Annotated in this window: 19 protein-coding genes; 5 read left to right on the forward strand and 14 right to left on the reverse strand. The window is 70.5% G+C overall.

The features are described 5' to 3' along the window. A partial coding sequence (locus HUW62_RS20410) for a serine/threonine-protein kinase (protein ID WP_176435371.1) occupies positions 1 to 1,283 on the reverse strand: 1,283 nt, incomplete at its 3' end. Between the two features lie 162 nt (positions 1,284 to 1,445). On the opposite strand from HUW62_RS20410, the gene HUW62_RS20415 reads away from it, so the two are divergent. Further along, a complete protein-coding gene (locus HUW62_RS20415) occupies positions 1,446 to 2,123 on the forward strand; it encodes a GNAT family N-acetyltransferase (RefSeq protein WP_163870357.1) in 678 nt (225 codons plus the stop codon). A 3-nt stretch (positions 2,124 to 2,126) separates the two neighbouring features. Here HUW62_RS20415 and HUW62_RS20420 read toward each other — a convergent pair whose 3' ends face one another. From HUW62_RS20420 to gstA, 6 genes are all read right to left on the reverse strand, one after another. Next, on the reverse strand, positions 2,127 to 3,164 hold the full coding sequence (locus HUW62_RS20420; RefSeq protein WP_176435372.1) for a hypothetical protein: 1,038 nt from the start codon (positions 3,162 to 3,164) through the stop codon (positions 2,127 to 2,129). 177 nt (positions 3,165 to 3,341) lie between these two features. Beyond that, positions 3,342 to 4,736, reverse strand: a complete 1,395-nt coding sequence (locus HUW62_RS20425; RefSeq protein WP_163870359.1) for an ammonium transporter — start codon at positions 4,734 to 4,736, stop codon at positions 3,342 to 3,344. Positions 4,737 to 4,886: 150 nt separating this feature from the next. Further along, entirely contained in the window at positions 4,887 to 5,171 is a 285-nt protein-coding gene (locus HUW62_RS20430; protein ID WP_176435373.1) for a hypothetical protein, read from the reverse strand. Positions 5,172 to 5,322: 151 nt separating this feature from the next. Continuing rightward, on the reverse strand, positions 5,323 to 6,381 hold the full coding sequence (locus HUW62_RS20435) for a UvrB/UvrC motif-containing protein (protein ID WP_163870361.1): 1,059 nt from the start codon (positions 6,379 to 6,381) through the stop codon (positions 5,323 to 5,325). A 235-nt stretch (positions 6,382 to 6,616) separates the two neighbouring features. Then, a complete protein-coding gene (locus HUW62_RS20440) occupies positions 6,617 to 6,976 on the reverse strand; it encodes a VOC family protein (protein ID WP_163870362.1) in 360 nt (119 codons plus the stop codon). Then, entirely contained in the window at positions 6,973 to 7,581 is a 609-nt protein-coding gene (gene gstA / locus HUW62_RS20445) for a glutathione transferase GstA (RefSeq protein ID WP_163870363.1), read from the reverse strand. Before gstA ends, HUW62_RS20440 begins: the two co-directional genes overlap by 4 nt. 202 nt (positions 7,582 to 7,783) lie before the next feature. Here gstA and HUW62_RS20450 point away from each other — a divergent pair, with 202 nt between their 5' ends. The 3 genes from HUW62_RS20450 to HUW62_RS20460 all read left to right on the forward strand — a co-directional run bounded on the left by HUW62_RS20450 (position 7,784) and on the right by HUW62_RS20460 (position 10,599). After that, complete coding sequence (locus tag HUW62_RS20450) at positions 7,784 to 8,635, forward strand: hypothetical protein (protein WP_176435374.1); 852 nt, start codon at positions 7,784 to 7,786, stop codon at positions 8,633 to 8,635. A gap of 155 nt (positions 8,636 to 8,790) precedes the next feature. Further along, complete coding sequence (locus tag HUW62_RS20455; protein ID WP_163870365.1) at positions 8,791 to 9,612, forward strand: TIGR02452 family protein; 822 nt, start codon at positions 8,791 to 8,793, stop codon at positions 9,610 to 9,612. 138 nt (positions 9,613 to 9,750) lie between these two features. Further along, a complete protein-coding gene (locus HUW62_RS20460; RefSeq protein WP_163870366.1) occupies positions 9,751 to 10,599 on the forward strand; it encodes a hypothetical protein in 849 nt (282 codons plus the stop codon). Between the two features lie 30 nt (positions 10,600 to 10,629). Here the strand turns inward: HUW62_RS20460 and HUW62_RS20465 are convergent, their stop codons facing one another. After that, entirely contained in the window at positions 10,630 to 10,887 is a 258-nt protein-coding gene (locus HUW62_RS20465; protein WP_240357100.1) for a hypothetical protein, read from the reverse strand. A gap of 518 nt (positions 10,888 to 11,405) precedes the next feature. Between HUW62_RS20465 and HUW62_RS20470 the strand changes: the two genes are divergently transcribed. Next, positions 11,406 to 14,159, forward strand: a complete 2,754-nt coding sequence (locus HUW62_RS20470) for a winged helix-turn-helix domain-containing protein (RefSeq protein ID WP_163870368.1) — start codon at positions 11,406 to 11,408, stop codon at positions 14,157 to 14,159. On the opposite strand, the gene HUW62_RS20475 is transcribed toward HUW62_RS20470, so the two are convergent. The 6 genes from HUW62_RS20475 to HUW62_RS20500 form a co-directional block, all read right to left on the reverse strand. Further along, positions 14,156 to 15,640 carry an ATP-binding protein gene (locus tag HUW62_RS20475; protein ID WP_368670445.1) on the reverse strand — a complete coding sequence of 495 codons (1,485 nt, stop codon included), beginning with the start codon at positions 15,638 to 15,640 and terminating at the stop codon, positions 14,156 to 14,158. The genes HUW62_RS20470 and HUW62_RS20475 overlap by 4 nt on opposite strands. Before the next feature lie 218 nt (positions 15,641 to 15,858). Continuing rightward, complete coding sequence (locus HUW62_RS20480; RefSeq protein WP_163870370.1) at positions 15,859 to 17,121, reverse strand: hypothetical protein; 1,263 nt, start codon at positions 17,119 to 17,121, stop codon at positions 15,859 to 15,861. A 185-nt stretch (positions 17,122 to 17,306) separates the two neighbouring features. Beyond that, complete coding sequence (locus HUW62_RS20485; protein ID WP_163870371.1) at positions 17,307 to 17,882, reverse strand: YqgE/AlgH family protein; 576 nt, start codon at positions 17,880 to 17,882, stop codon at positions 17,307 to 17,309. 67 nt (positions 17,883 to 17,949) lie between these two features. Next, positions 17,950 to 18,294, reverse strand: a complete 345-nt coding sequence (locus HUW62_RS20490) for a hypothetical protein (RefSeq protein ID WP_176435376.1) — start codon at positions 18,292 to 18,294, stop codon at positions 17,950 to 17,952. 148 nt (positions 18,295 to 18,442) lie between these two features. After that, a complete protein-coding gene (locus tag HUW62_RS20495) occupies positions 18,443 to 19,036 on the reverse strand; it encodes a nucleotidyltransferase family protein (RefSeq protein ID WP_176435386.1) in 594 nt (197 codons plus the stop codon). Between the two features lie 365 nt (positions 19,037 to 19,401). Further along, a complete protein-coding gene (locus tag HUW62_RS20500; RefSeq protein WP_163870373.1) occupies positions 19,402 to 20,514 on the reverse strand; it encodes an XdhC/CoxI family protein in 1,113 nt (370 codons plus the stop codon). Between the last annotated feature and the right edge of the window lie 14 nt (positions 20,515 to 20,528).

Consider the following 20,528-nt stretch of genomic DNA (forward strand, 5'->3'; position numbering starts at 1 on the left):
GGCGCGACGGGCGGCGGCAGGGCCGGCGCCTGCTGGGAGATGAGCGTGGGGTCCAACCCCGGAGGGTCCATCAAGGGCGCGGCCCGAGGTGAGGCGGGCTGGGCGAGCCCCATCTGTCCGGTGCCCCCGGCGGCGAACCCCGCGGGCTGGACGAGCCCCATCTGCCCGGTGCCTCCCGCGGCGAACCCCACGGGCGCGGCGGGCGGGACGATGCCCATGCTCCCGCTGCTGCCCGGGGCCATGGTGTCCTCGAAGCCCTCGCGGCCCGTGTCGGGGCCCTTGCGTCCGCTGCCAGGCGCCAGCGTGTTGGACAGCGAGGGCGGGCCCTCGGAGGGCAGGGCGATTCCGGACGGCGAGCCGGTGTGGCGCGGCTGCCCGGAGTGGGAGCCCGCGGCCGGGCTGAGCGTGTGCAGAGGGCTGCCGGTCAGGTCCTCCACGAAGGAGGCGATGTCCGGGTAGCGGTCCTCGATGCGCTTGGACAGGGCCTTGTCCACGGCGGCGATGGCGTGGGCCGGGGCCTCCGGACACAGCGGAGCGAGCGGCGCCGCCGGCTCGTAGACGACGCGGAAGATCATCTGGGCGATGCCCCCCGCGCCGAACGCGGGCGTGCCCGTCATCATCTCGTAGACGATGCAGCCCATCGCGAAGATGTCCGTGCGGGCGTCAATCTCGCGATTCCTGCCCTGGGCCTGCTCGGGCGACATGTACTGCGGCGTGCCGATGAGCATCGCCTCCTGCGTCTGCACCGTGCCGGAGTCGAGGACCTTGGAGATGCCGAAGTCGAGCAGCTTGAGCCGCTCGCCCACCACGCCTCCGGAGTCCGTGGGCACCAGGAAGACGTTGGCCGGCTTCAAGTCGCGGTGGACGATGCCCGCGCCGTGGGCGGCCTGGAGCGCCGAGCCCATCTGCCGCGTGAAGGAGTAGACGTCGTGCAGCGGCAGCCGCCCGCGCTCCAGTCGGGACTGGAGGCTCTCTCCGCGCAGGAACTCCAACACCAGGAACGGGGTGCCGTCCTCCAGCGTGTCGTAGTCGAGCACCTCGACGATGTTGGGGTGGCCCAGCCGGGAGGCAATCTCCGCCTCCCGGCGGAAGCGCGCGAAGATTTCGGCGGTGAGGTGGTCTCCACCGCGCAGCACCTTCACCGCGACCTGCTTGCCCGGGAGGCGCAGGTGTTGGGCCAGGTACACCGAGCCCATTCCTCCTCGCCCCAGGATGGAGAGGACCTTGTAGGTATTGCGCAGGACCGTATCGATGGACAGGTCACCGTCGGACGGTCGATTCATGGGGCTGTGGCTCGCACGGGATTCTCAGGGGTGTTCCTCCCCATTCCATCCTCCCACCCCACCCTCTAGCAACCCTCACGAGGCGGGATTCCGGACGGAGGCCCTCTTGGGCGGTGAGAACCCCTGGTGGCTTTCCGCCAGCCTGCTAAGGAGGCAGCCTGTATGACGAAAGTCGCGCCCCCCAAGGACTTGCTCGAGGTCCGCGTCCGCCGCATCCATCGCCGGGACCTCAACCGGACCTGGGAGTTCCTCAAGCTCGTCTTCCGCGACGTCAACCGCGAGACGGTCGAGTACCAGCGCCCCCGCTCCAAGCGCCGCTTCATGGAGGTCTACACCTCCGAGTGGATTGAGCAGCTGCTCTACGAGGTGGACGGGGTCATCGTCGGCTACTCCGAGTGCGCCTTCGAGGCCACCGGCGACGACAACTGGGTGAACCCCCGCTGGTTCGAGAAGCGCGGCATGCGGCCCCTCTTCGTGGAGGAGCTCGCGGTGCACCCGGATTACCAGGGGCGCGGGGTGGGCAGCTTCATGTTGGATCAGCTCCAGCATCTGGCCCGCACGCGAGGCTGCACGCACCTGGTGCTGGAGGTGGCGGAGAACAACGAGGCCGCGCTGGCGTGGTACCGGGCGCGGACGTTCTACAAGCTCGACGCCGCCATCTTCCTCGCGCAGAAGGTGCCGGGAGAGCCGGAGCTGCTTCCGCCGCGTCGAATCAAGCGCCGGACGAAGGCGACCGAGGGCGAGGCCACCTCGCCCAACACCGGGCCCATGCCGGAGACCCCCGCGCCGCGCGGTGGCGCGCGCAAGGGTCGCGCTCCCGCGGCGAAGAAGGGGAGCTGAGCGTCAGGGCGCCTTCGCGGGGCTCGCGAGGGTGCGGCTGAAGAAGCGCTCGGCGTCCTGGCCGAGCTGGCGGTGCAGCTTCACGCGGTCCACCCCCGGCGGGTCCACGCAAATCTCCGGGGTGTGCTTCGCCATCTCCGGTCGGCACGGCGCCAGAAACACGAAGTGCCCGGCCTTGGGCACCTGCGTGTACTCGGGAGGCTGGGGCAGTGCGTCGCGGACCCGGATGGCCTGGGCGGCGCCGTCGAGCACCTCGTCCTGCTCCGCCGAGTACAACCGGACGGGCACCTTCACGTCCTTCAGTCCGGCCCCGTCGAAGAAGACGCCCACGGGCGCCATGACGAAGAGGGAGCGGATGCGCGGCTCATGGGTTCCGCCGCGCAGCTCGGGACGGACGGCGCGCACGACCTTCATCTCGGTGCACAGGACGCTCTTCGCGTGCGCGGCCTCTTCGCAGTAGGGCCCGAGCTTACCGAAGTCCGGTGACGCGCCCCCGAGCAGGAGCACCGTGTAGCCACCCATGGAGAATCCCATGGCACCCACGCGCGCCGGGTCCACGAGCGGGCCGAGCGTCGCGTCCGCGAGCACCGAGTCCAACAGCGTCCGCACCTGCCACGCGCGTCCCAGGAACACCTCGTCCGTGCCCGAGCGAGCGCCGTCACCATGCGTGTTGCCCGCGTGGTCCAGCGAGGCGACGACGTAGCCCTTGCGCGCGAGCGCCGACGCCAGGTCGCTGTGTCCCCATCGCGTGCCCATGTGGCCGTGCGAGATGAGCACCAGCGGATGGCGTCCGGAGACGGGCGGCAGGTCCTTGCTCGCGTCGAGCTGGAGCAGGTCCATGGGGATGGGCTTGGAGGGCTGGGTTGCGGGATAGAGCACCACGCCGCGCAGGGGCCCGCCGTTCACCGGGTCCTTCATGGCCAGCTCGCGGTAGCCCACGCCTCGGATGGCGGAGGCGGAAGCGGAGGCCGCCACGAGCAGGGCGGCGAGCGCGAAGGCCCTGGGAAGCGCGGTGCCGCTGAGTCGTCCGGAAGTCTTCATGGCCTCCTTATCGTCCGAACCGGACTTCGATTGCAGCGTCCGCGGGTGACGCGGGCCGACACGCGTCCGGTCGCACCGTCAGAAGCTCCGCGTGCCGAGCAGCTCGAAGGTGTTGCGGTAGACGTGCGCGGGCCCCTCGCCACGCCTGTGAGCAAGGGGCCTGCGCGCTCGCTCCGCTCAAGCGGGCAGCGGAGCCGTGGAGCCCTGCGTCGCCGCGGTCACCGGAGGCGTGGCCGGAGCTTCGCTGGAGGCGGCGTGCGGCGCGGGGAGAATGGTCGACTCGCCCATCGTCTCGCCGTGCTGGCTCAAGTCGAGCCCCTGCTCCTCCTGCTCGCGGGTGACGCGCAGCGGGACGATTCGGTCCACCAGCTTGTAGAGCAGGTACGAGCCGATGAACGAGAAGGCGGACACCAGCGCGAGCGCCACCATGTGCATGAAGAACGTCTTCGTCTCGCCGTGGATGAGCCCCACGTCCTTGGCCAGCACGCCGGTGAGCACCATGCCGACCACGCCGCCCAGGCCGTGGCAGGGGAAGACGTCCAGCGTGTCGTCGATGGACGTGCGGCTCTTGAAGTGCACCGCCGCGTTGCTCACGAAGCTGGCGACCAGGCCCACCATGATGCTCTGCCCCACGGTGATGAAGCCCGCGGCCGGCGTCACCGCGACCAGGCCCACCACCGCGCCCACGCACGCGCCCATCGCGCTCGGCTTGCGGTTGCGCAGCCAGTCGAAGGCAATCCAGCCCAGCATCGCCGCCGCGGACGCCGTGTTGGTGGTGGCGAAGGCCAGCGTCGCCAGCGACGAGGCGGACAGCGCCGAGCCCGCGTTGAAGCCGAACCAGCCGAACCACAGCATGCCCGTGCCCAGCATCACGAAGGGCAGGTTGGCCGGCGTGTGCGACGCGTTCTCCAGATGCACCTGCCGACGCCCCAGCACCAGCGCGCCCGCCAGCGCCGCGAAGCCCGCGGACATGTGCACCACCGTGCCGCCCGCGAAGTCCAGCACGCCCAACTGGCGCAGGAAGCCCTGCGGGTGCCACGTCATGTGCGCCAGCGGCGCGTAGATGACCAGCGTGAAGAGCACCATGAAGAGCACGTACGCCTTGAAGCGCACCCGCTCCGCGAAGGCTCCGGTGATGAGCGCCGGGGTGATGATGGCGAACTTGAGCTGGAACAGCGCGAACAGCAGCAGAGGAATGGTGGGGGCCAGGTCCGGGTGCGTCTCCCCACCCACGCCGCTGAACATGAAGAACGTCCGCGGGTCGCCGATGAAGCCGTGGAGGCTGTCACCGAAGCAGAGGCTGAAGCCCACCACCACCCAGAGCAGGCTGATGACCGCCATGGCGATGTAGCTCTGCAGCAGCGTGGACACGACGTTCTTCAGCCGCACCATGCCGCCGTAGAAGAACGACAAGCCCGGCGTCATCAACAGCACCAGCGCCGTCGCGGTGAGGATCCACGCCGTGTCCGCCGGGTTGATGGGGCCCCCCTGCTTCACCTGCGCCGCCGGCGTCACGAACATGCCCGCCACGCCCACTCCCACCAGCAGGGCCAGTGCCAACCACTTCTTCATCGCGTCACCCCAAGGAAGACTGACGCAATGCAGTATGGGGCCGATGTGGGCCAGATTCAACGCCCAGGAGTCTTATAGGGCATGGAGCAGGGCTAAATTCCGGGTGATTTGAGATAAATATCGAGGAATCTGGCCTGGATGCAGGTTCGTCTACTTCACGATGATGCGGCCATCCTTGATGTCCAGGTCCTCGCCGCCCTTGAGGACGACGTTGCCCCCGTCCGTCTGGATGGTGCAGGGGCGCGCACCCTGGATGGTGACGGAGGCCGTCTGGCTCTTGCCGAACGAGACGGTGGTCCGCACGCCGCTGCACACCGCTGTCCATGTGTAGTCGCGCGAGTCGCGGTTGTAGTAGCGCACGGTGACGGCGGCCCACGCGGCCGACGACGCGAGCAGGCCGGCCACGAGGGTGGCTATCGAGAGCCTGGCTTTCATGTCCCATCCTCCCTTGAAGGAAATGGGTGCAGTCATACCCGGTGGCCCTGACGCGCGCTCGCCATGCGACGTGGACGTACCCGCCGGCGCGGCGCGCATCATCCCCGCGTGGAGTCCTACGCGGACATAGGAGTCGGTGAGGACGCGCGGCTCACGCGGGAGGCGCTGGTGAGGCCTGCTCCAACTGCTCGGGGTGGAGGTGGAACCAGCGGGCGATGAGCATCACCTCCTGGGCCTCGTGGGCGCGCAGGCCGAGCGTCTCGGGCTCCGGGCGCTCGAGGATTTCGCGGGCGCGAGCCTCCAGGGCCTCGCGCTCCTCGGGCGTGCGCGGCGCGGCTCGCTCGTCTCGCACGCTGCCCCGGCGCAGGATGTAGACGCGGTCCTCTCCGGCGTGGCCCGGCACCGTGTACACGAACGACAGTCGCTTCATCGTCCGGCCCAGGGAGACCATCCACTCGCGGAGGTTCTTCAGGCGCTCCGCGCGGTCCCTCAGCTCCGCCGCGTACTCGAACTGGAGGCGCCGGGCGGCCAGGGCCATGCGTTCGTGCAGCAGGGTGAGGGGGACGTCGGAGGTGCCCTCCAGGAAGGCGCGGGCCTGGGCGATGCGGGCGTCGTACTCCTCATGGGTGCAGCCGCCGGCACAGGGCGCGAGGCAGCGGGAGAGCTGGCCGCGCATGCACAGGGGCTCCTGCTTCAGCGGGAAGAGCTGCCCCTGGTTGGCCAGGCGCATGGGCGTGTCCGCCGCGCAGTCCCGCAGCTCGAGCAAGTCGTTCACCGCGCGCACCACGTCGGAGACGGCGCCCTGTCCCTGGAAGGGGCCGTAGTAGTCGCCACTCGCGCCGGTGACGCGCCCCACGACGTGCAGGCGGGGCACGGCCTCCCGGGTGAGATGCAGGAAGCAGTGGCCCCTGTCCCGCTTGTGCTCCACGTTGTAGAGCGGGCGGTGGAACTTGATGAGGCGCAGCTCGCGCAGCAGCGCGGCGAACTCGCTGGGCGTGTGCTCCCACTCCACCTGATGCGCGTGGGCGATGATGTCCGCCGCCTTGTCGCCGGGCTCCGCGCGAAAATAGGAGAGCAGCCGCGAGCGCACCCGCACGGACTTGCCCACGTAGAGCACCTCGCCCGAGGGCCCCAGCATCCGGTAGATGCCGGGCCGGTTCTCCGCATGCGCGCGGACGTGGTCGAGGAGTGAGGCGACGCGGGAAGACATCGTGAAGCGCGGGCGTGGCCCATGCGGGCCAGAGGACGATTCACCGTACACCTGGGGAAGGGCGACGTGCCGCATCCACCCTGGAGGGCCTCCCGCGCCTGACCGGGGAGCGGACGGGCCTCCCCGAGAAGCAGGACCCAGGCGAGCGTGGAAGGGCTCGTGGCTCGTCGCCGAGGCGGGTCCTTGTTCGACCTGCTCCTGGAGGGCCTCTGCAAGCCCTCCAGGTCCGGCGGCGCTACGCGGGCTCGATGAAGTTGAGCCGGTAGCCGTCCGGGTCGGTGACGATGACCTCCCGGGTGTGCCAGGGCTGGATGGCGGGGCCCTCCACCACGGCCCCCTGCGCCTGCGCCCGCAGGAGCAGCTCGTCCAGGCCGCTTTGTCCTTCGACGCGGAAGCCCACGAGCACGCCCAGTCCCCGCCGACCTTCCAACTGCAACTGGGTCGGAGGCGCGACGAGGTAGACGTCCACCGCGCCCGCCCACTGGAGGCGGACGAAGGGCGGCTCCGCCTGGGTCCGCTCGAAGCCGAGCGCCTCGTAGAACGCGAGCGAACGCGTCAGGTCCGAGACGAGCAGCTTGACGAAGGCCGGAATCACTTCACGAGGCCTTCGGCGACCAGCGCGGCCTGCACGTTCGGGCGAGCACCGACGCGCGCGTGGTAGGCCATCACCGCCGGGAACGGCTCCATGTCCAACTGCATGGGCTTGGTCCAGTTCAGCACGGTGAAGAGGTACGCGTCCGCCACGGTGAACTGCTCACCCATGAGGAAGGACTGCTTGGAGAGCAGCGCGTCCAGCGTCTTGAAGCGCGTGGCGAGCCGGTCCCTGGAGATCTTCTTCCCCTCGTCCGGAAACGCCGGGTTGAAGAGGGGGCCGAAGGACTTGTGGATTTCGGTGCCGATGAAGTTGAGCATCTCCTGGAGCTGGTAGCGCTCCAGGCTGCCGTTGGCCGGGGCCAGCTTCGCCTCGGGCGCCTGGTCCGCGAGGTACTGGACGATGGCGGGGCCCTCGGTCAGCACCGCGCCGTTGTCGAGCTGGAGGGCGGGGACATAGCCCTTGGGATTCACGGCGAAGAAGTCCGCGCCGGTCTCGGTCTTCTTGGAGCGCAGGTCGACCTTCTCGATGTCGAACTTCAGGCCCGCCTCACGCAGGACGATGTGCGGGGACAGCGAACAGGCACCGGACGAGTAGAAGAGCTTCATGGGAGCGGATTCCTCACGTGTGGGGTTCGACGCGCGCGCAGTTGTGCACCTTCCCGAGGAGGGATTCCACCCTTTCGAGAGGCCGGGCCTGGCAGGTTGCCTGGCTCCTGGGTCCGAGGGGCCCCGCTGCCGGGGCCATGCTCGGAGTGGTAGTTCTTTCGCTCAGACTCGGCCGGGCCCTGGCCCGACCTGGAAGGACCCTATGCGCTTCAAAGTCACTCTGTTGTTGCCCGTCGCGTTGCTGGCGTGGGGCGTGATGCCGGCGTGCTCCGGTGATGACGACGACAAGCCCGACTCCGGCTCCCAGGATGGCGGCTCCACTCCCACCGACTCGGGCACCGACGCCGGTGGCAACCCGAGCGACGGCGGCACGGGCACCGCGACCTGCCCGTCCGGCGCGCTCATCTGCGAGACGTTCGAGAACGGCTCCTCGGGCTGGGATGTCGCGCACACGCACTCCACCATCGAGGCGGACGGCACCAAGCCGCACACCGGCACGCGCTCGCTGCACGTGGTGACGGAGGACGGCATCGACGAGAAGCAGGGCGAGGGCGAGGCGATTGCCCGATGGATGCGGACCATCCCCGCGTTCGAGACGCAGCTCTTCGTGCGCGCGCACGTCTTCATGAAGTCCTTCCCCGGCGACCAGGGGCAGATGGGCACCTATTTCGTGCTCTTCTCCGACAGGGACTCGGACTTCGGCGGCATCGAGCTTCAGGTCATCCGCGACACGGGCTTCGCGCTCGATGACTGGTCCGCCCGTGCGGGGCAGGGTTGGAACCGGCAGGGGCCGCCCGTCACCCTGGGCATGGCCGCTGGCCGCTGGGTGTGTCTGGAGTGGGAGGTTCGCCGCCCCACCGCGTCGAGCACCCACGGCAACGCGCGCGTCTACGTGGATGGCTCGCTGGCCCACGACTTCACCGACATCGGCATGCGCTCCTTCAACAACTTCTTCGTGGGCTACGGCTTCGTGCATCCCCAGGGACCGTCCGCCTCCGAGACGTGGATCGACAACCTGGTGGTCAGCCGCACCCAGCGCGTCGGCTGCGAGTAGCACCCGTCGTCACCGCCGGCCCGGGTTGCTCCCCTGGGCCGGCGGCTCGCGCGGCCTTCGTGCGCGGCGAATGTCAGGACAGGCTGGCATGTTCGTGTTTATTGTACACGAAGCCTCGCCGCCGTCTCGCGGCGGAGGTCTGTCAGGAGCGGGTCATGTCGTTGAAGGAGCTGGCGCGGCAGACGGTGCGAATCGCGGAGCAGGGGACGTATGTCACGCCCTCCGGGCGGCACGTCTCGATGGGAAACCTGGTGGAGCGCGCCGTGAGCGGGACGGTGCTGTATCGCCCCGGCGACTTCGAGCGGCTCTCCGTTCGCGAGCGGGGCCTGGAGCCCCGGGTGCCTCGCCTGGAAGTCACGAGCGAGAAGACGGGACAGGCCGCGCGGCGCCTGGTGGAGCAAGAGGGCGAGACGCGGGTCGCCGCGCTCAACTTCGCCTCCGCGAAGAACGTCGGAGGTGGCTTCCTGGGCGGCGCGAAGGCGCAGGAGGAGGACCTGGCACGTTGCTCGGCGCTCTACCCGTGCCTCCTGTCGCAGCGGGACTACTACGACTCGAACCGGGCCGAGCGCTCGATGCTGTACACCGACCACCTCATCTACTCGCCGGACGTGCCGTTCTTCCGGAACGACTCGCTGGAGTTGATGGAGCAGCCCTTCTGTCTCTCCGTGCTCACCGCGCCCGCGCCCAATGCCGGCCAGGCGCTCCGCGTGGACCCCCAGGTGCGTCCCCAGGTCCACGCCGTATTGCGAGCGCGGGCGCTGAAGGTGCTCCAGGTGGCGGCGCACCATGGGCACGAGGTCCTCGTCCTGGGCGCGTGGGGGTGCGGCGTCTTCCGCAACGAGCCGGCGGAGGCGGCCAGCGCCTTCTCGCTCGCGCTGGCGGCGCTGCCCGGCGCCTTCAAGCGCGTGGTGTTCGCGGTGTACGAGCGGGGCGGAGACGGGCCCAACCTGCGCGCCTTCCGCGAGCACTTCGCCTGACGCGAGGCCCGTGGCGCGGGCGCGGATTTAACTCGGTTTAATTCCACCTCCGCCCCGGTTTGGAAGACAACTCCCTCAAGCGTTCACTTCAGGGGGAAGCCGATGCGAGGGGATTGGGGCGGTCCGGGGGAATCGCCGGTGGGTGTGGCGTGGGCGTCGGACGTCGCCGCGCGCGCGGGAGGGCTGTCATGGGTCTCTCGCGCGGGGGATGCTCGCACCGTCCGTGTCCTCGTCGGCCCCGCGGGGATGCTGTCGGTGCTCGAGGACTTCGCGCGCGGCGTGGGGGGCGCCGCCGCGAGTCCGGGCATCGTGGGGGACGTCCTGCGCTGGTCCGGGTGGCAGGTGGACTTCGACGTCACCCAGTGGGAGGCGCTGGCGGCGTACCACCAGTTCCTCGCCACCGGCATGCTCTCCGAAGCGGTATGCGAGGCGCGCGGCGTCTCCATGGCGACGCTCCAGGTCGCGGTGGGGGAGGCCCGCTTCGTGGGCGCGGAGCGCACGCAGACGTGGCTCGGCCGGGAGGCCAGTGTCTTCACCACCGACGAGAAGACCGGACGCGAGGCCTTCCACTACACCGCGCTCATGGGCAACGTCGTCCTGCGCAGCCGGGGCGAGGTGGGGGACACGAGCAGCCAGCTCCACGAAGTCACGTTGACGGGCGTGGCCCACCAGCTCGTACAGGCGCTGCGCCGGGTGCACCCGAGGACGGCGGCGCATGGCGACACGGCGGCGCTCGTCTTCACGGCGGACGAGGCCGAGCGGCTTCGTCAGGGCGCTCGTGACTGGCTGCGGGCCGCCGAGGAAGGACACCCGCCTGGAGAGGACGGCGCGCCCGAGTGGGTGCGGCGGATGGCTGGCGCGGAGTCCTCGGAGGAGGCCCTCACCTGGCTCTTCACCTCCGCGAGCGATGCGGCGCGGGTGGCGGAGCGCGTGCTGGAGCTGGGCGCGTTCCTCCTGGAGTCGGACGCGGCGACGGCCCAGGCGTGAGGGGTGGGCGCCGGAGACGGCGCCGCGACGTCAGGGGTAGCGGGCGAAGACGGGCACGCCCATGGACACCGACTCCGTGGACAGCTCTGGCTCCGTGCGGGTCAGCGGCTGATAGGCATCCACGGGTGACGCGCAACCGACGGCGAACTCCGCCGCCTCGCGCAGTTTCTCCAGCGCCCGCTCCGTACAGTGGAGCGTGATGAGGGGAAGGAAGCCCGGCTCGCTCATCCACTTCACCGCACCCAGCAGATGGTGCGCGCTCAGGAAGCCCGTCACCGCGTCCCGCAAGGCACGGTTCTCCTCTCCCGCGGCATGCAGGACAGCCCGCCTGTCTCGGGGGGGCGGGGCCGCTCGGGGCCCTCGCTCTTCCCGGGGCATGATGATGGTCTCAATCCACATCGGAGCGCCCTCCGGACGGAAAACCCAATGGCGCGCTGACCAGGTGAGGCTGCTTGCTCTCTGGCCATCGGGAAGCTGGAGAATGATGCGCGAATTCACTTCGAGTTGTTTCTCTTCGCGCGCCAATTCCTTCTCGGAGGGCGACAAATTGTGAAAAATCGGAGTGACCCTGAAACACACGATGTCTGGGGTTGCCCCACAGGGTGGGTGGATTCCGCGTAGGCGCGGGCCCTCACCTGTCCATGGGCGGACATAGGGATAGGACCCGAGGGTATGTCAGGCTGGGGTACATGAGACCTGGCCGCGCGGTGAGCCCCGAGACGCTGCATCCGACGCTTCTCACCCTGCGTGAGGGCAAGCGAGCGCGGTGTGCAGGGGGCGTTTCCTGAGCCGGCCCGAGGTCGCCCATGCCCACCGGAACGCCCTCCCACCGCAGTCGGCGCAGGCGCGCCGCGGGCACGGCCGTGAGAGCGAGCCGCGTGTCGCGTGAGGAGGGCACGCGGGCCGTCACGCCGCGAGGGCTGGGGCCGCCCGCCGTCTTCGTGGGGCGCAAGCAGGAGCTCCAGCGGCTGGGCACGCTGATGCGGAAGGTGCGCACCGGCGTCGTCTATGGCCTGCCGGGCGTGGGCAAGTCCGCGCTGGTGGCGGCCGTGGCGGCGAAGCATCGAGGGCCCGTCGTCCACCGCCGAATCGCTCCCGGCGACACGCTGGACGCGGTGGTCGACGACGCGCGGCGCCTCTTGCGCGAGGCCCCGGTGGCGCAGGCCTTGTCGGACGACTCGCGGCTGGAGGATCTGGCGCGGGAGCTGGAAGCGCGCCGGGCCTTGTTCGTCCTGGATGACCTGCACGTGTTGAGGCCGGAGGAGCGGTTGGCGCTGGTGGAGGGGCTCGGCGGGCGGCTGCGCCATGGCGCGCTGCTGGCGACTTCGCGCGAGGAGGTGCCGCGCCATGCCGCGAGCCCCGACCGCTTCGAGCTGCGGTTGGATGGGTTGCCGGAGGCCGCGGCGAAGCTGCTGTGGCGTCAGTTGGACACGCTGTACGGCTCCCGGGAGGGCTTCGCCGCCGCGTGGGCCCGCTCGCGAGGCGTGCCGTTCCTGCTTCGCCGCGCGCACGCGAATGACGCGGATGTGGAGGAGCCTGTGCGGGCGGCCCTCGCCGCGCTGCCTCCAGACGAGCGACACGTGGCGGCCGTGCTGTCCCTGTCGGAGCTGCCGCTGCCCGCCTCGGCCCTGCGCGAGGTGCTGCCCGGGGAGGCCGCCAGCGAGGCGCTGCGAAGGCTGGGTGCGCGGCTCCTCGTGGAGACGGATGCGCGCGGTCGCCACGGCGTGCATGACCTGGTGCGCGAGGCGTTCCAGACGCTGCTGGATGCCGACGAGGCGCGCGCCGCGCACGAGGCGCTCCTGCGTCTGCTCGAGCGCGAGCCGCTGCCGGAGGTGGTGAGGGTGCGCGCGATGTGCCGCCATCTCCAGGCCCTGGGGCGCCATGAGCAGCGTCGGGCCTTCATCGTCGAGCAGGCGGAGGCGCTCGTGCGGCAGGGCGCGGCCGGTGAGCTGCTGACGTTGCTGGGCTCGCTGCCGCCCATGCCGCGCACGCCGGACGTGGGGCTGGCCAGGGCGCGGGCCCAGGTTCGGCTGTTGGACTTGCGCCGTGCCTATTCGGAGCTGCTGGCGCTGCGCGCCTCGCTCGGGGACGAAGCGGACGCGGCGCTGCGCGAGCAGGTGGGCACGGTGCTGGTGCGGGTGGCCCTCTTCTCGTTGGAGCTGGACGCGTGCGAGCGGACGCTGACGGCCATGCCCATGCCGCGCGACGCGGAGGTCTTCCTCCAGCAGTTGCTCGCCTGGGCCGCGCTGCGCTTCTTCCAGGGCCGGCTGGACGAGTCCCTGGAGATGCTGGACGCCGCGTGCGCCGCATCCGAGGACAAACGCGTACTCGGCTGGTGCGCCTATGCCCGCGCGCTGATGTGCTGGATTGAAGGGCGGGACGAGGGGCTCGAGGAGCCGCTGAGCCAGTGTCTGTCCTTGCTGGAGGGCGCGCCGCTCAACTCGCGCGGGCCGCTGGTGGCCGCGATGTCCGCGGGCATCCTCAGTCGGCTGGGGCGCTTCACGCAGGCCCAGGCCGCGCTGGATGGCGCGCGCGAGCGGCTGGGAGAGCTGGGCGCGCCGAGGCTCGCGCTGGAGCTGGACTGCATCGCCGCGCTGGTGCTCGGAGAGCGGGGGGAGCGTCGCGCCGCGCTGGCCGGACTGCGAGAGGTGGCCGGCCGGGCGGAGCAGGGGGGCTATCTCTTCATCCACCACCTCTCCCGCGTCTGCGCGGGCCGGATGCTGCTGGAACTGGGGCGTCGCGCGGAGGGGCTGGCGCTGCTGGATGAGGCGGCGGCGGATGCACGCGCTCGCGGCGCCGAGGGACTGGCTCGCGCCGCCGAGGCCGCCCGTTCCTCGGACGTGCTGCGACAGGTGGAGCGGCCCTCCGCCGTGGAGCCTCGCGAGGTGCGCCCGGGCGTGGCGGCCCGGCAGCGGGCCCTGGCGGCGCTGGCCGCGGCGACCGCGGGTGACAGCGTGCGCGCCGAGGGACTGCTGGCCTCGCTGGAGCCCCTGGCGCGAGGAGAGGACTACGCGCTGGAGCGCGCGCTGGCCCACCTGTCCCGGGCCCTTTTGCACCGGCTCTCCGAGCGCGCGAACGAGGCCCGGACTTCACTGGAGGCGGCGGCGCGCTCCGCGTCGGAAGGCGCGGCGGACCCGGAGCTGATTCCGGAGCTGGCGCGCACGCTCGCCTCGCTGCGGGTGGTGACGTCCGATGGCTCCCACCTCGCCGTCGAAGCACCCGCCGCCGCGTCCAACGCCGTGGTGCTGGACGCCAGGGACCATGCGCTGCGCGCTGGAGGACAGACTGTCTCTCTGGCGAAGCGCGTGCTTCCTCGCCGCCTGCTGTACGCGCTGGCCCGGCAGCCGGGGCGCACGTTGTCGAAGGAGGCGTGCGTGCGGGCCATGTGGGAGGCGGACCATGACCCGCGCCTGCACGACAACGCGCTGCGCGTCCACGTGCGCCACCTGCGGGAGATGCTGGAGGGCACCGGCGCGCGCCTCGTGTTCGAGGACCCGGGCTATCGGCTCGAGGTGCCTCGGGGCTTCGCCTTCGTGCGCGACGAGCCCGGCGCGAGCTAGAGCGGCAGGTCCACCACGAAGGTCGCGCCACCGCCGGGCGAATCCTCCACGCGGATGTGCCCGCCGTGCGCCTCGACAATCTGCCGGACGATGTAGAGGCCCAGCCCCATGCCCCCGGTCCGCTGCGCGTTGTCGCCCTGGGTGAAGCGCTCGAAGATGCGCTCGCGGTCCTTCTCCGGGACGCCCTGGCCGCTGTCTCTGACTTGGAGCCGCAGGGTGCCGCCGTAGCGCGTGAGCGAGAGGTGCACCGGATTGCCGGAGCCGTAGCGCAGGGCGTTGGACAGGAGGTTGCTCACCACCTGCTCCATCCGCAGCCGGTCGAAGCGGCCCATCATCGGCCCCTCCACCGAGGCGTTGAGCTGCACGCCCATGTGACGGGCCTCGTCGGTGAAGCGCGCGACGAGGTCGCCGACGACGGCCGCGAGGTCTCCCTCGGTGAAGTGGAAGTCCAGCTTGCCGGTCCGGATGCGGCTGACATCCAGCAGGTTGTCCACCAGCGCGCTCAGCCGACGCAGTTGCCGCTCGGTGGCCCCCAGCTTCGCCTGGACCTTGGGGGCGCCGAGCGTCTCCATGGGCGTGTTCTCCCCCATGCGTTGCAGCAACTGGGCCTGGAGGCGCAGCGACGTCAGCGGCGTGCGCAGCTCGTGGCTGGCGAGCGAGAGGAAGTCGTCGCGCGTGCGCACCGCCTCCTGGAGCGCGGACTCCGTCTCCTTCAGAGCGGTGATGTCCAGGATGGCGCCCCGGAAGACCACCACCTTGCCCGTCGCGTCGCGCAGCACCCGGGCCCGGCTGGTGAGCCAGTGCCACGTACCGTCCGGCCAGTACGTCCGGAAGGTGGAGGTGTACGAATCCATCTTGCCGGCGAAGATGTCATCCAGTTGCGCCTGGACTCCGGGGCGGTCGTCGGGGTGAAGCGACTCGATGAAGCGCTCGTGGGTCCACTCCGCCAGCGGATGGGGATAGCCGTAGAGCCGGTCATGCCCCTCCGAGCGGAACACCTGTCCGGTGGCCAGGTTCGTCTCCCAGACGGCCATCTGCGCCGAGTCCAGGGCGACCTGGAAACGCTCGCCGAGCTGACGGAAGCGCTCCTCGGTCCGGGCCACCTCGTTCTCCGCGCGCTGGCGGCGGGTGATGTCGGCGGCGAGCACCCACGTCTCCTCGCCCACCACCTGGACATTCACGTCCAGCCAGGTGCGCGAGGGCAGCTCCGCCAGGAAGCGTCCTCCCTCGCGGGTGGCGAGCGCGGTCATCAGCCGCTCATGCAGCGAGGTGCCCGCCAGCGCGGGCTCCGCGACCCAGGGCTCCTGGCCTCGGAGCTGGTCGGCGGGGAGGCCCAGCAGCGCTGCGGCGCGGCCGTTGACCTCGCGAATGCGCCCCTGGGCGTCGAGAGAGAGGAACGCCTCACTCATCATCTCGCGCAGCACACACAGGCGCGCATCGGCGGAGAGCCCGGCTTCGTCGGCGGCGACGGCAGGCAACACTCGCGTGTCGTGTGAGGTGTCTTTCGGGGGGCCAGACACGGGGGACGGCGCGGAGTTCATGTAGACCTGAACCGTCCCCTGACGCTCCAAATGCGTCAAGTCGCCTCCTCCGGTTGGAGAATCGTGACGCGGCCCTGCGTCGGCACGCCGGGCCATCCACCGACCCTTGCCTCGGCCCCTCTTCCGGCTGGCTCCGCGCGGAGGGCGGGACATGCGACTCAGGACCCGCCTGAAAGCGCGGTCGGGTCCTCGATGGGCGTCGGCATGACCCACAGGCCCGTGGGCTGGAGGTACGCCTGGTCGAAGGCGTAGAGGATGCCGTTCCACCGGTCCGGGAAGAGGGCCCAGTTGTACTCGGTGGGCGGCGACGTCAGGGGATTTCCATCGCGGTCCGGCTGGCTGTACGCATAGTCGGCGTAGTTCCAGACCACCGTGCCGAACTCCGTGCGCAGCAGCGGGGTGAGAATCTGGAGCAGCGCGACACGCGACACCTCGTCCGGCTGCTGCACCGAAGGCGAGAAGACAGGCTGGGCCATGTCGTGCTGCTCGCGCCAGGCGATGTAGTTGTTGCCCATGGCCACCAGCGCGTCGCGTGCTGCCGCCGTCGGGGCCACGCGGGCCTTCTCGTAGAGGGCGAAGGCGGCCACCAGCAGGCTCTTGTAGTGCATGCCCGGGAAGACCTGGTCGAACAGGTAGGGACGCGGGACGTCGTTCGCGTGCGCCAGCGCGTAGGCATAGGCCTGCGAGGCCTGCGCGGGCACCGCGTCCACCAGCGTGAACTCCGCGAGCACGCGCTCCGGCGTCACCGCGCCCGCTCCCGCGCGCCAGTCCATGTACAGCTGACCCGAGCCGCCGATGTCATTGAAGATGGCGAGGTTGCCCTCGTGGAGCGTGCGCTCCAGCGTCACGACGATGCTCTCCGCCTTGTCGAGCGGCCAGAAGCCCGGAGCACTCCAGTAGAGCGCGGCGAAGCGCGCGGCGGTGGCGGTCAGCGTGCGCACGTCGAGCAGCGCCGCGCTGTTGAGGGAGGTGATGAGCGAGGCGAGCGAGGCGGCCACGTCGATGGGCAGTCCGCGCAACACCAACTCCAACCCCAGTTGCTCCGGCGCGACGCGGAGCTGGGCGTCGAGTCCCACGCGCTGGAGCGCATGAAGGACGGACAAGGAGGGCTGTCCGCGCGCGGCGGCGATGACGCGCCGGGCGATGGCCGTGCCCAGCATGCCTTCGCCACCTGTCTGTGACGCATGGGGCGCGAAGGTGAACCAGTTGGGTCGCACGGCGCTGGCGCCACCGGGTTGGAGCGTCGGGTCCAGCACCGCGCCCACCTCATAGGCGAGTTCGATGTAGCCCAGGGTGATGCGGCGGTTGTCTTCCAGCGGAGTGGCAGCGGGCTGAGCCTGGGCCGACGCGGAGGCCAGAGCGGTGGCCAACGCCAGGATGGAGAAAAGGCGGGACGAGGGAGCGGAACGGAGTAGGCGCATGGGGACACCGGCGGGGACAGGCGTGGGGCCCCAGGGAGGTAGCCACGGGGCATGTCCATCCCAAGCCGTACCGACTTCGCCGCATTGCAGCAGTGTCCGAAGGACGACGAATCCAGACTGGACGAAGTCCATGTGCCCCATGAGCGGGGCTGTTCCGGCGGAGGAGGCGTGGGTGCGTCACGCCCTCACAGGTGTCGAGCAGCGTGCTCCACCCACAGCGAGCCCGGAGCGGTGAAGACGTCCGTCGCGTGGGCTTCGGTGACCCACCAGCCTCCTCGGGCGAGCTCCTCCTCGAGCTGTCCGGGCGCCCAGACCGACAGGCCCTCGAAGGTGAGCGAGCTGCCGACGGGCAGGCGGGGCTCACGGCTTCCCTCGTACCAGGACAGGCCAGTGAGCAGAGGCTGGGCTCCCTCGGGTGGTGGGTTGGCCAGCGTGAGCGTGGTGCGATGTCCGGTGCTGACCGGGCCACCCCAGCGGTCCACGCCTTCGGGAAGAGGTTGGTTCTGGTGGGTGCGCACGCGGTTGAGGACCAGTCCCCAGGTGCTCCGCGCCGGGCCCGCATCCAGCAGCAACACCACCGTCTCGTCGAAGGCGCCCGACACGCGACCGGGCCGGGAGACGAGGAGCGCGCCCGGCTTCAACTCCACGGGCTCGTGCTCCAGCGCCTTGAGCACGTCGATGATGCGGGGAAAGAGCACGAGCATCGACAGCGCGGCGAGGAGCCACAACAACGCTCCGTGTCTCCGGACCAGGGTCCTCACGTCGCCGCGCTCATACGGATGATGGCGTACCGACGCGGGGGCGGCGTCGTTGTCGAGGCCGCCATCTTCACGGCTTGCGAGGCGGCGGGGCTGGCTGCTGGAGCTCCGCCTGATGCTCCGCCTTGAAGCGGGCGAGGGCGACGGCGGGGTCGATGTCCTCGAGCCGCTCGGTCTTCTCGCGCGAGGACGCGGTGAGCTGGTCCGCTTCGGAGAGGTCGCGCTGCTTCTTGCCACCGTGCAGCCAGCGCGGCGTCAGCACGAAGACGACGTAGATGCCGAGGGCGATGAGTCCGTACTTGAGGAGCCACCCGGCCAGTCCGATGACGATGCCGATGGTGGTCAGGGCGAGCAGGATGCCGATGGGGACGAGCACGCCCACCTTGACGAGTGTCTCCTTGTCCTTCCCCTGCATGAGGCCTCCCCCGGTGTCGACAGCGGATGCGCGCCGCGCTCCACCTGCCGCGACGGGACAGCATAGGTTGAACAGCGGGCGACTGTAAGAGCGGGGGATGCGGAGGCCTGGCTCACGAGGGTGGCGTAGGCACCTCCATCCTTGGAATTCAGTCTGGTGACTTCAGGCGGGCCAGGTCGGAGGGTGTGTCCACGTCCTCGTCGCCACCTGGAAGTGGGACGGTGACGACGCGCGAGGGCTGATGGGCAATCACACCGCGCGCCCCCTGCTCGGGGGAGAGTGACGCCAGTTCGTCGAACACGGAGCGAGCGAACAGGGCAGGCACTCCGCGCGTTCCGTCGTACTCGGAGGCGACGACGGGAGCACCGGTGTCGCGCCACGTGGCCACGAGTGCTTTCAGGTGAGCGGCGCCGACGCGGAGTTGATCGCACAGCATGACGAGCACGGCGTCCACGGCGGGCGTGAGGGCCTCGGGTGCCGAGAGCAGCGCAGCGAGTCCCGCCGTCAGTGAGCCGCCCGGCCCGAGCGCCCAGTCGGGATGCACCACGAGTCGAACGGGGAGTCCGCTCAGCTCCGAGGCGATGGCCTCCCGGTGAGCACCCAGGACGACGACCACGGGCCCACCGAGGGACAGGCCTGCCTCCGCGGCGCGACGAATCAGCGTCTTTCCTTCGTGGACGACGAGCTGCTTGGGATGCCCGAGGCGAGAGGAGCCGCCCGCCGCCAGCAACACCACACCCACCGTCGTGCGAGTGTGGCCGATGAGCTGCTTGGGATGCCCGAGGCGAGAGGAATCGCCTGCCGCCAGCAACACCTCATCCCCCGTCGTGCGAGTGAGGGCGGGGTCGCCCACATCTGGAGCGCCTTGTCCGGTTACACAGTCGTCCGAGCGGGAGGCCGCGTCATGGGCGTCAAGCGCTGCCCGTTGTTCGCTCTCAGTGCCCGCGGCGGCTGAGTCGAGGCTTGTCCGTGGCGGCGACTGCTGCTCGCGCTCGGTCGTGCGTGGTGGAGTAACGGCGGCCGACGAGAGGCGTGTCCGTGGATGCGATTGCTCCTCGTGCCTGTCCGCGCCCGCTGGGACGGGAGCGCCCGGTTTCGAATCTCCCGTCACGCGAGCTTCCGCACGGGAGGCGTCGCCGCCGTGTGGATGGGGGCCTGTCGTTCGCGCAGCTTCCCGCCTTCGCGGTCGGCGACGACGGCCTGAAGCTCGGCGACGATGGAGAGGGCAATCTCCTCCGCCCCCTCCGCGCCCAGGTCCAAGCCGACTGGCGCGTGGAGCTTCTCCTGCATCGCCGCGCCGGGCGTGGAGGGGAGCGCGGCGAGCAGCCTGTCCGTGCGAGAGCGAGGCCCCAGCACACCCAGGTAGCGAAAGGCGCGTGGCAGCAGGCCCGCCAGCAGCTCCTGGTCCTGGGGCAGGCTGTGCGTCATCAACACCGCCAGCGTCCGGGGAGACAGCGGCACGGTCGCCGCGGCATCGCGCGCCTTCGCGGACACCACCGCGTGCGCCAGGGGGAAGCGACGCCGCAGTGTCTCCGTGGGGCGGTCGGCGACGACTGTCACCCGCCATCCCAGCCCCGCGGCCTGGGTCACCACAGGGGCCACATCGAAGCCGCTTCCGAAGAGCACCAGCGAATGAGGCGGCTCCACCACCTCCACCAGCACATCGGCCCCGCCGCACGGCCCGCTCCAGGTGCGGCCCACTTCCAGCGCTTCGAGGGCGGCCTCGCGAACAGCGTCACCCAGGGGGCCCGCGATGTGCCCGGCCTCCAGCCCGTCATCGCGCAGCAGCAGTCGAGCACCCACGGCGTGGGTCGGCCCCTGATACACGGTGGCCACCACCGCGCGGCGTCCCAGGTTCCGGGCCTCGGCCGCGAACGCGAGTGCATCCACGGGGCCCGGCTCGCAGCGCTCCAGCAGGACGTCCACGACTCCATTGCAGCCGAGCGCGAAGGAGAAGCTTCCTTCGTCCTCGGCGCCTTCGCCCGTCGAGTCGTAGCGCAGCACGCGCGGCCCGGTGCTCGTCCAGAAGAACGCCTTGCGGACGATGTCGGCCTCCAGGCATCCGCCGCTCACGCCGCCCGCGAGCCAGCCGTCCTCGCCCATCAACATCCGGGCGCCGGGCTTGCGGTACGACGAACCGGACACGGCGACCACCGTGGCCAGTACCCAGGGGCCTCGCGAGTGCGCGCGAGCGCGGAGGATGGCGTCCAGGTCCTTCATGTTCCGCCGCTCAT

This window comes from Myxococcus sp. AM011 (genome assembly GCF_013372595.1).
Classification (GTDB): Bacteria; Myxococcota; Myxococcia; order Myxococcales; family Myxococcaceae; genus Myxococcus; species Myxococcus eversor.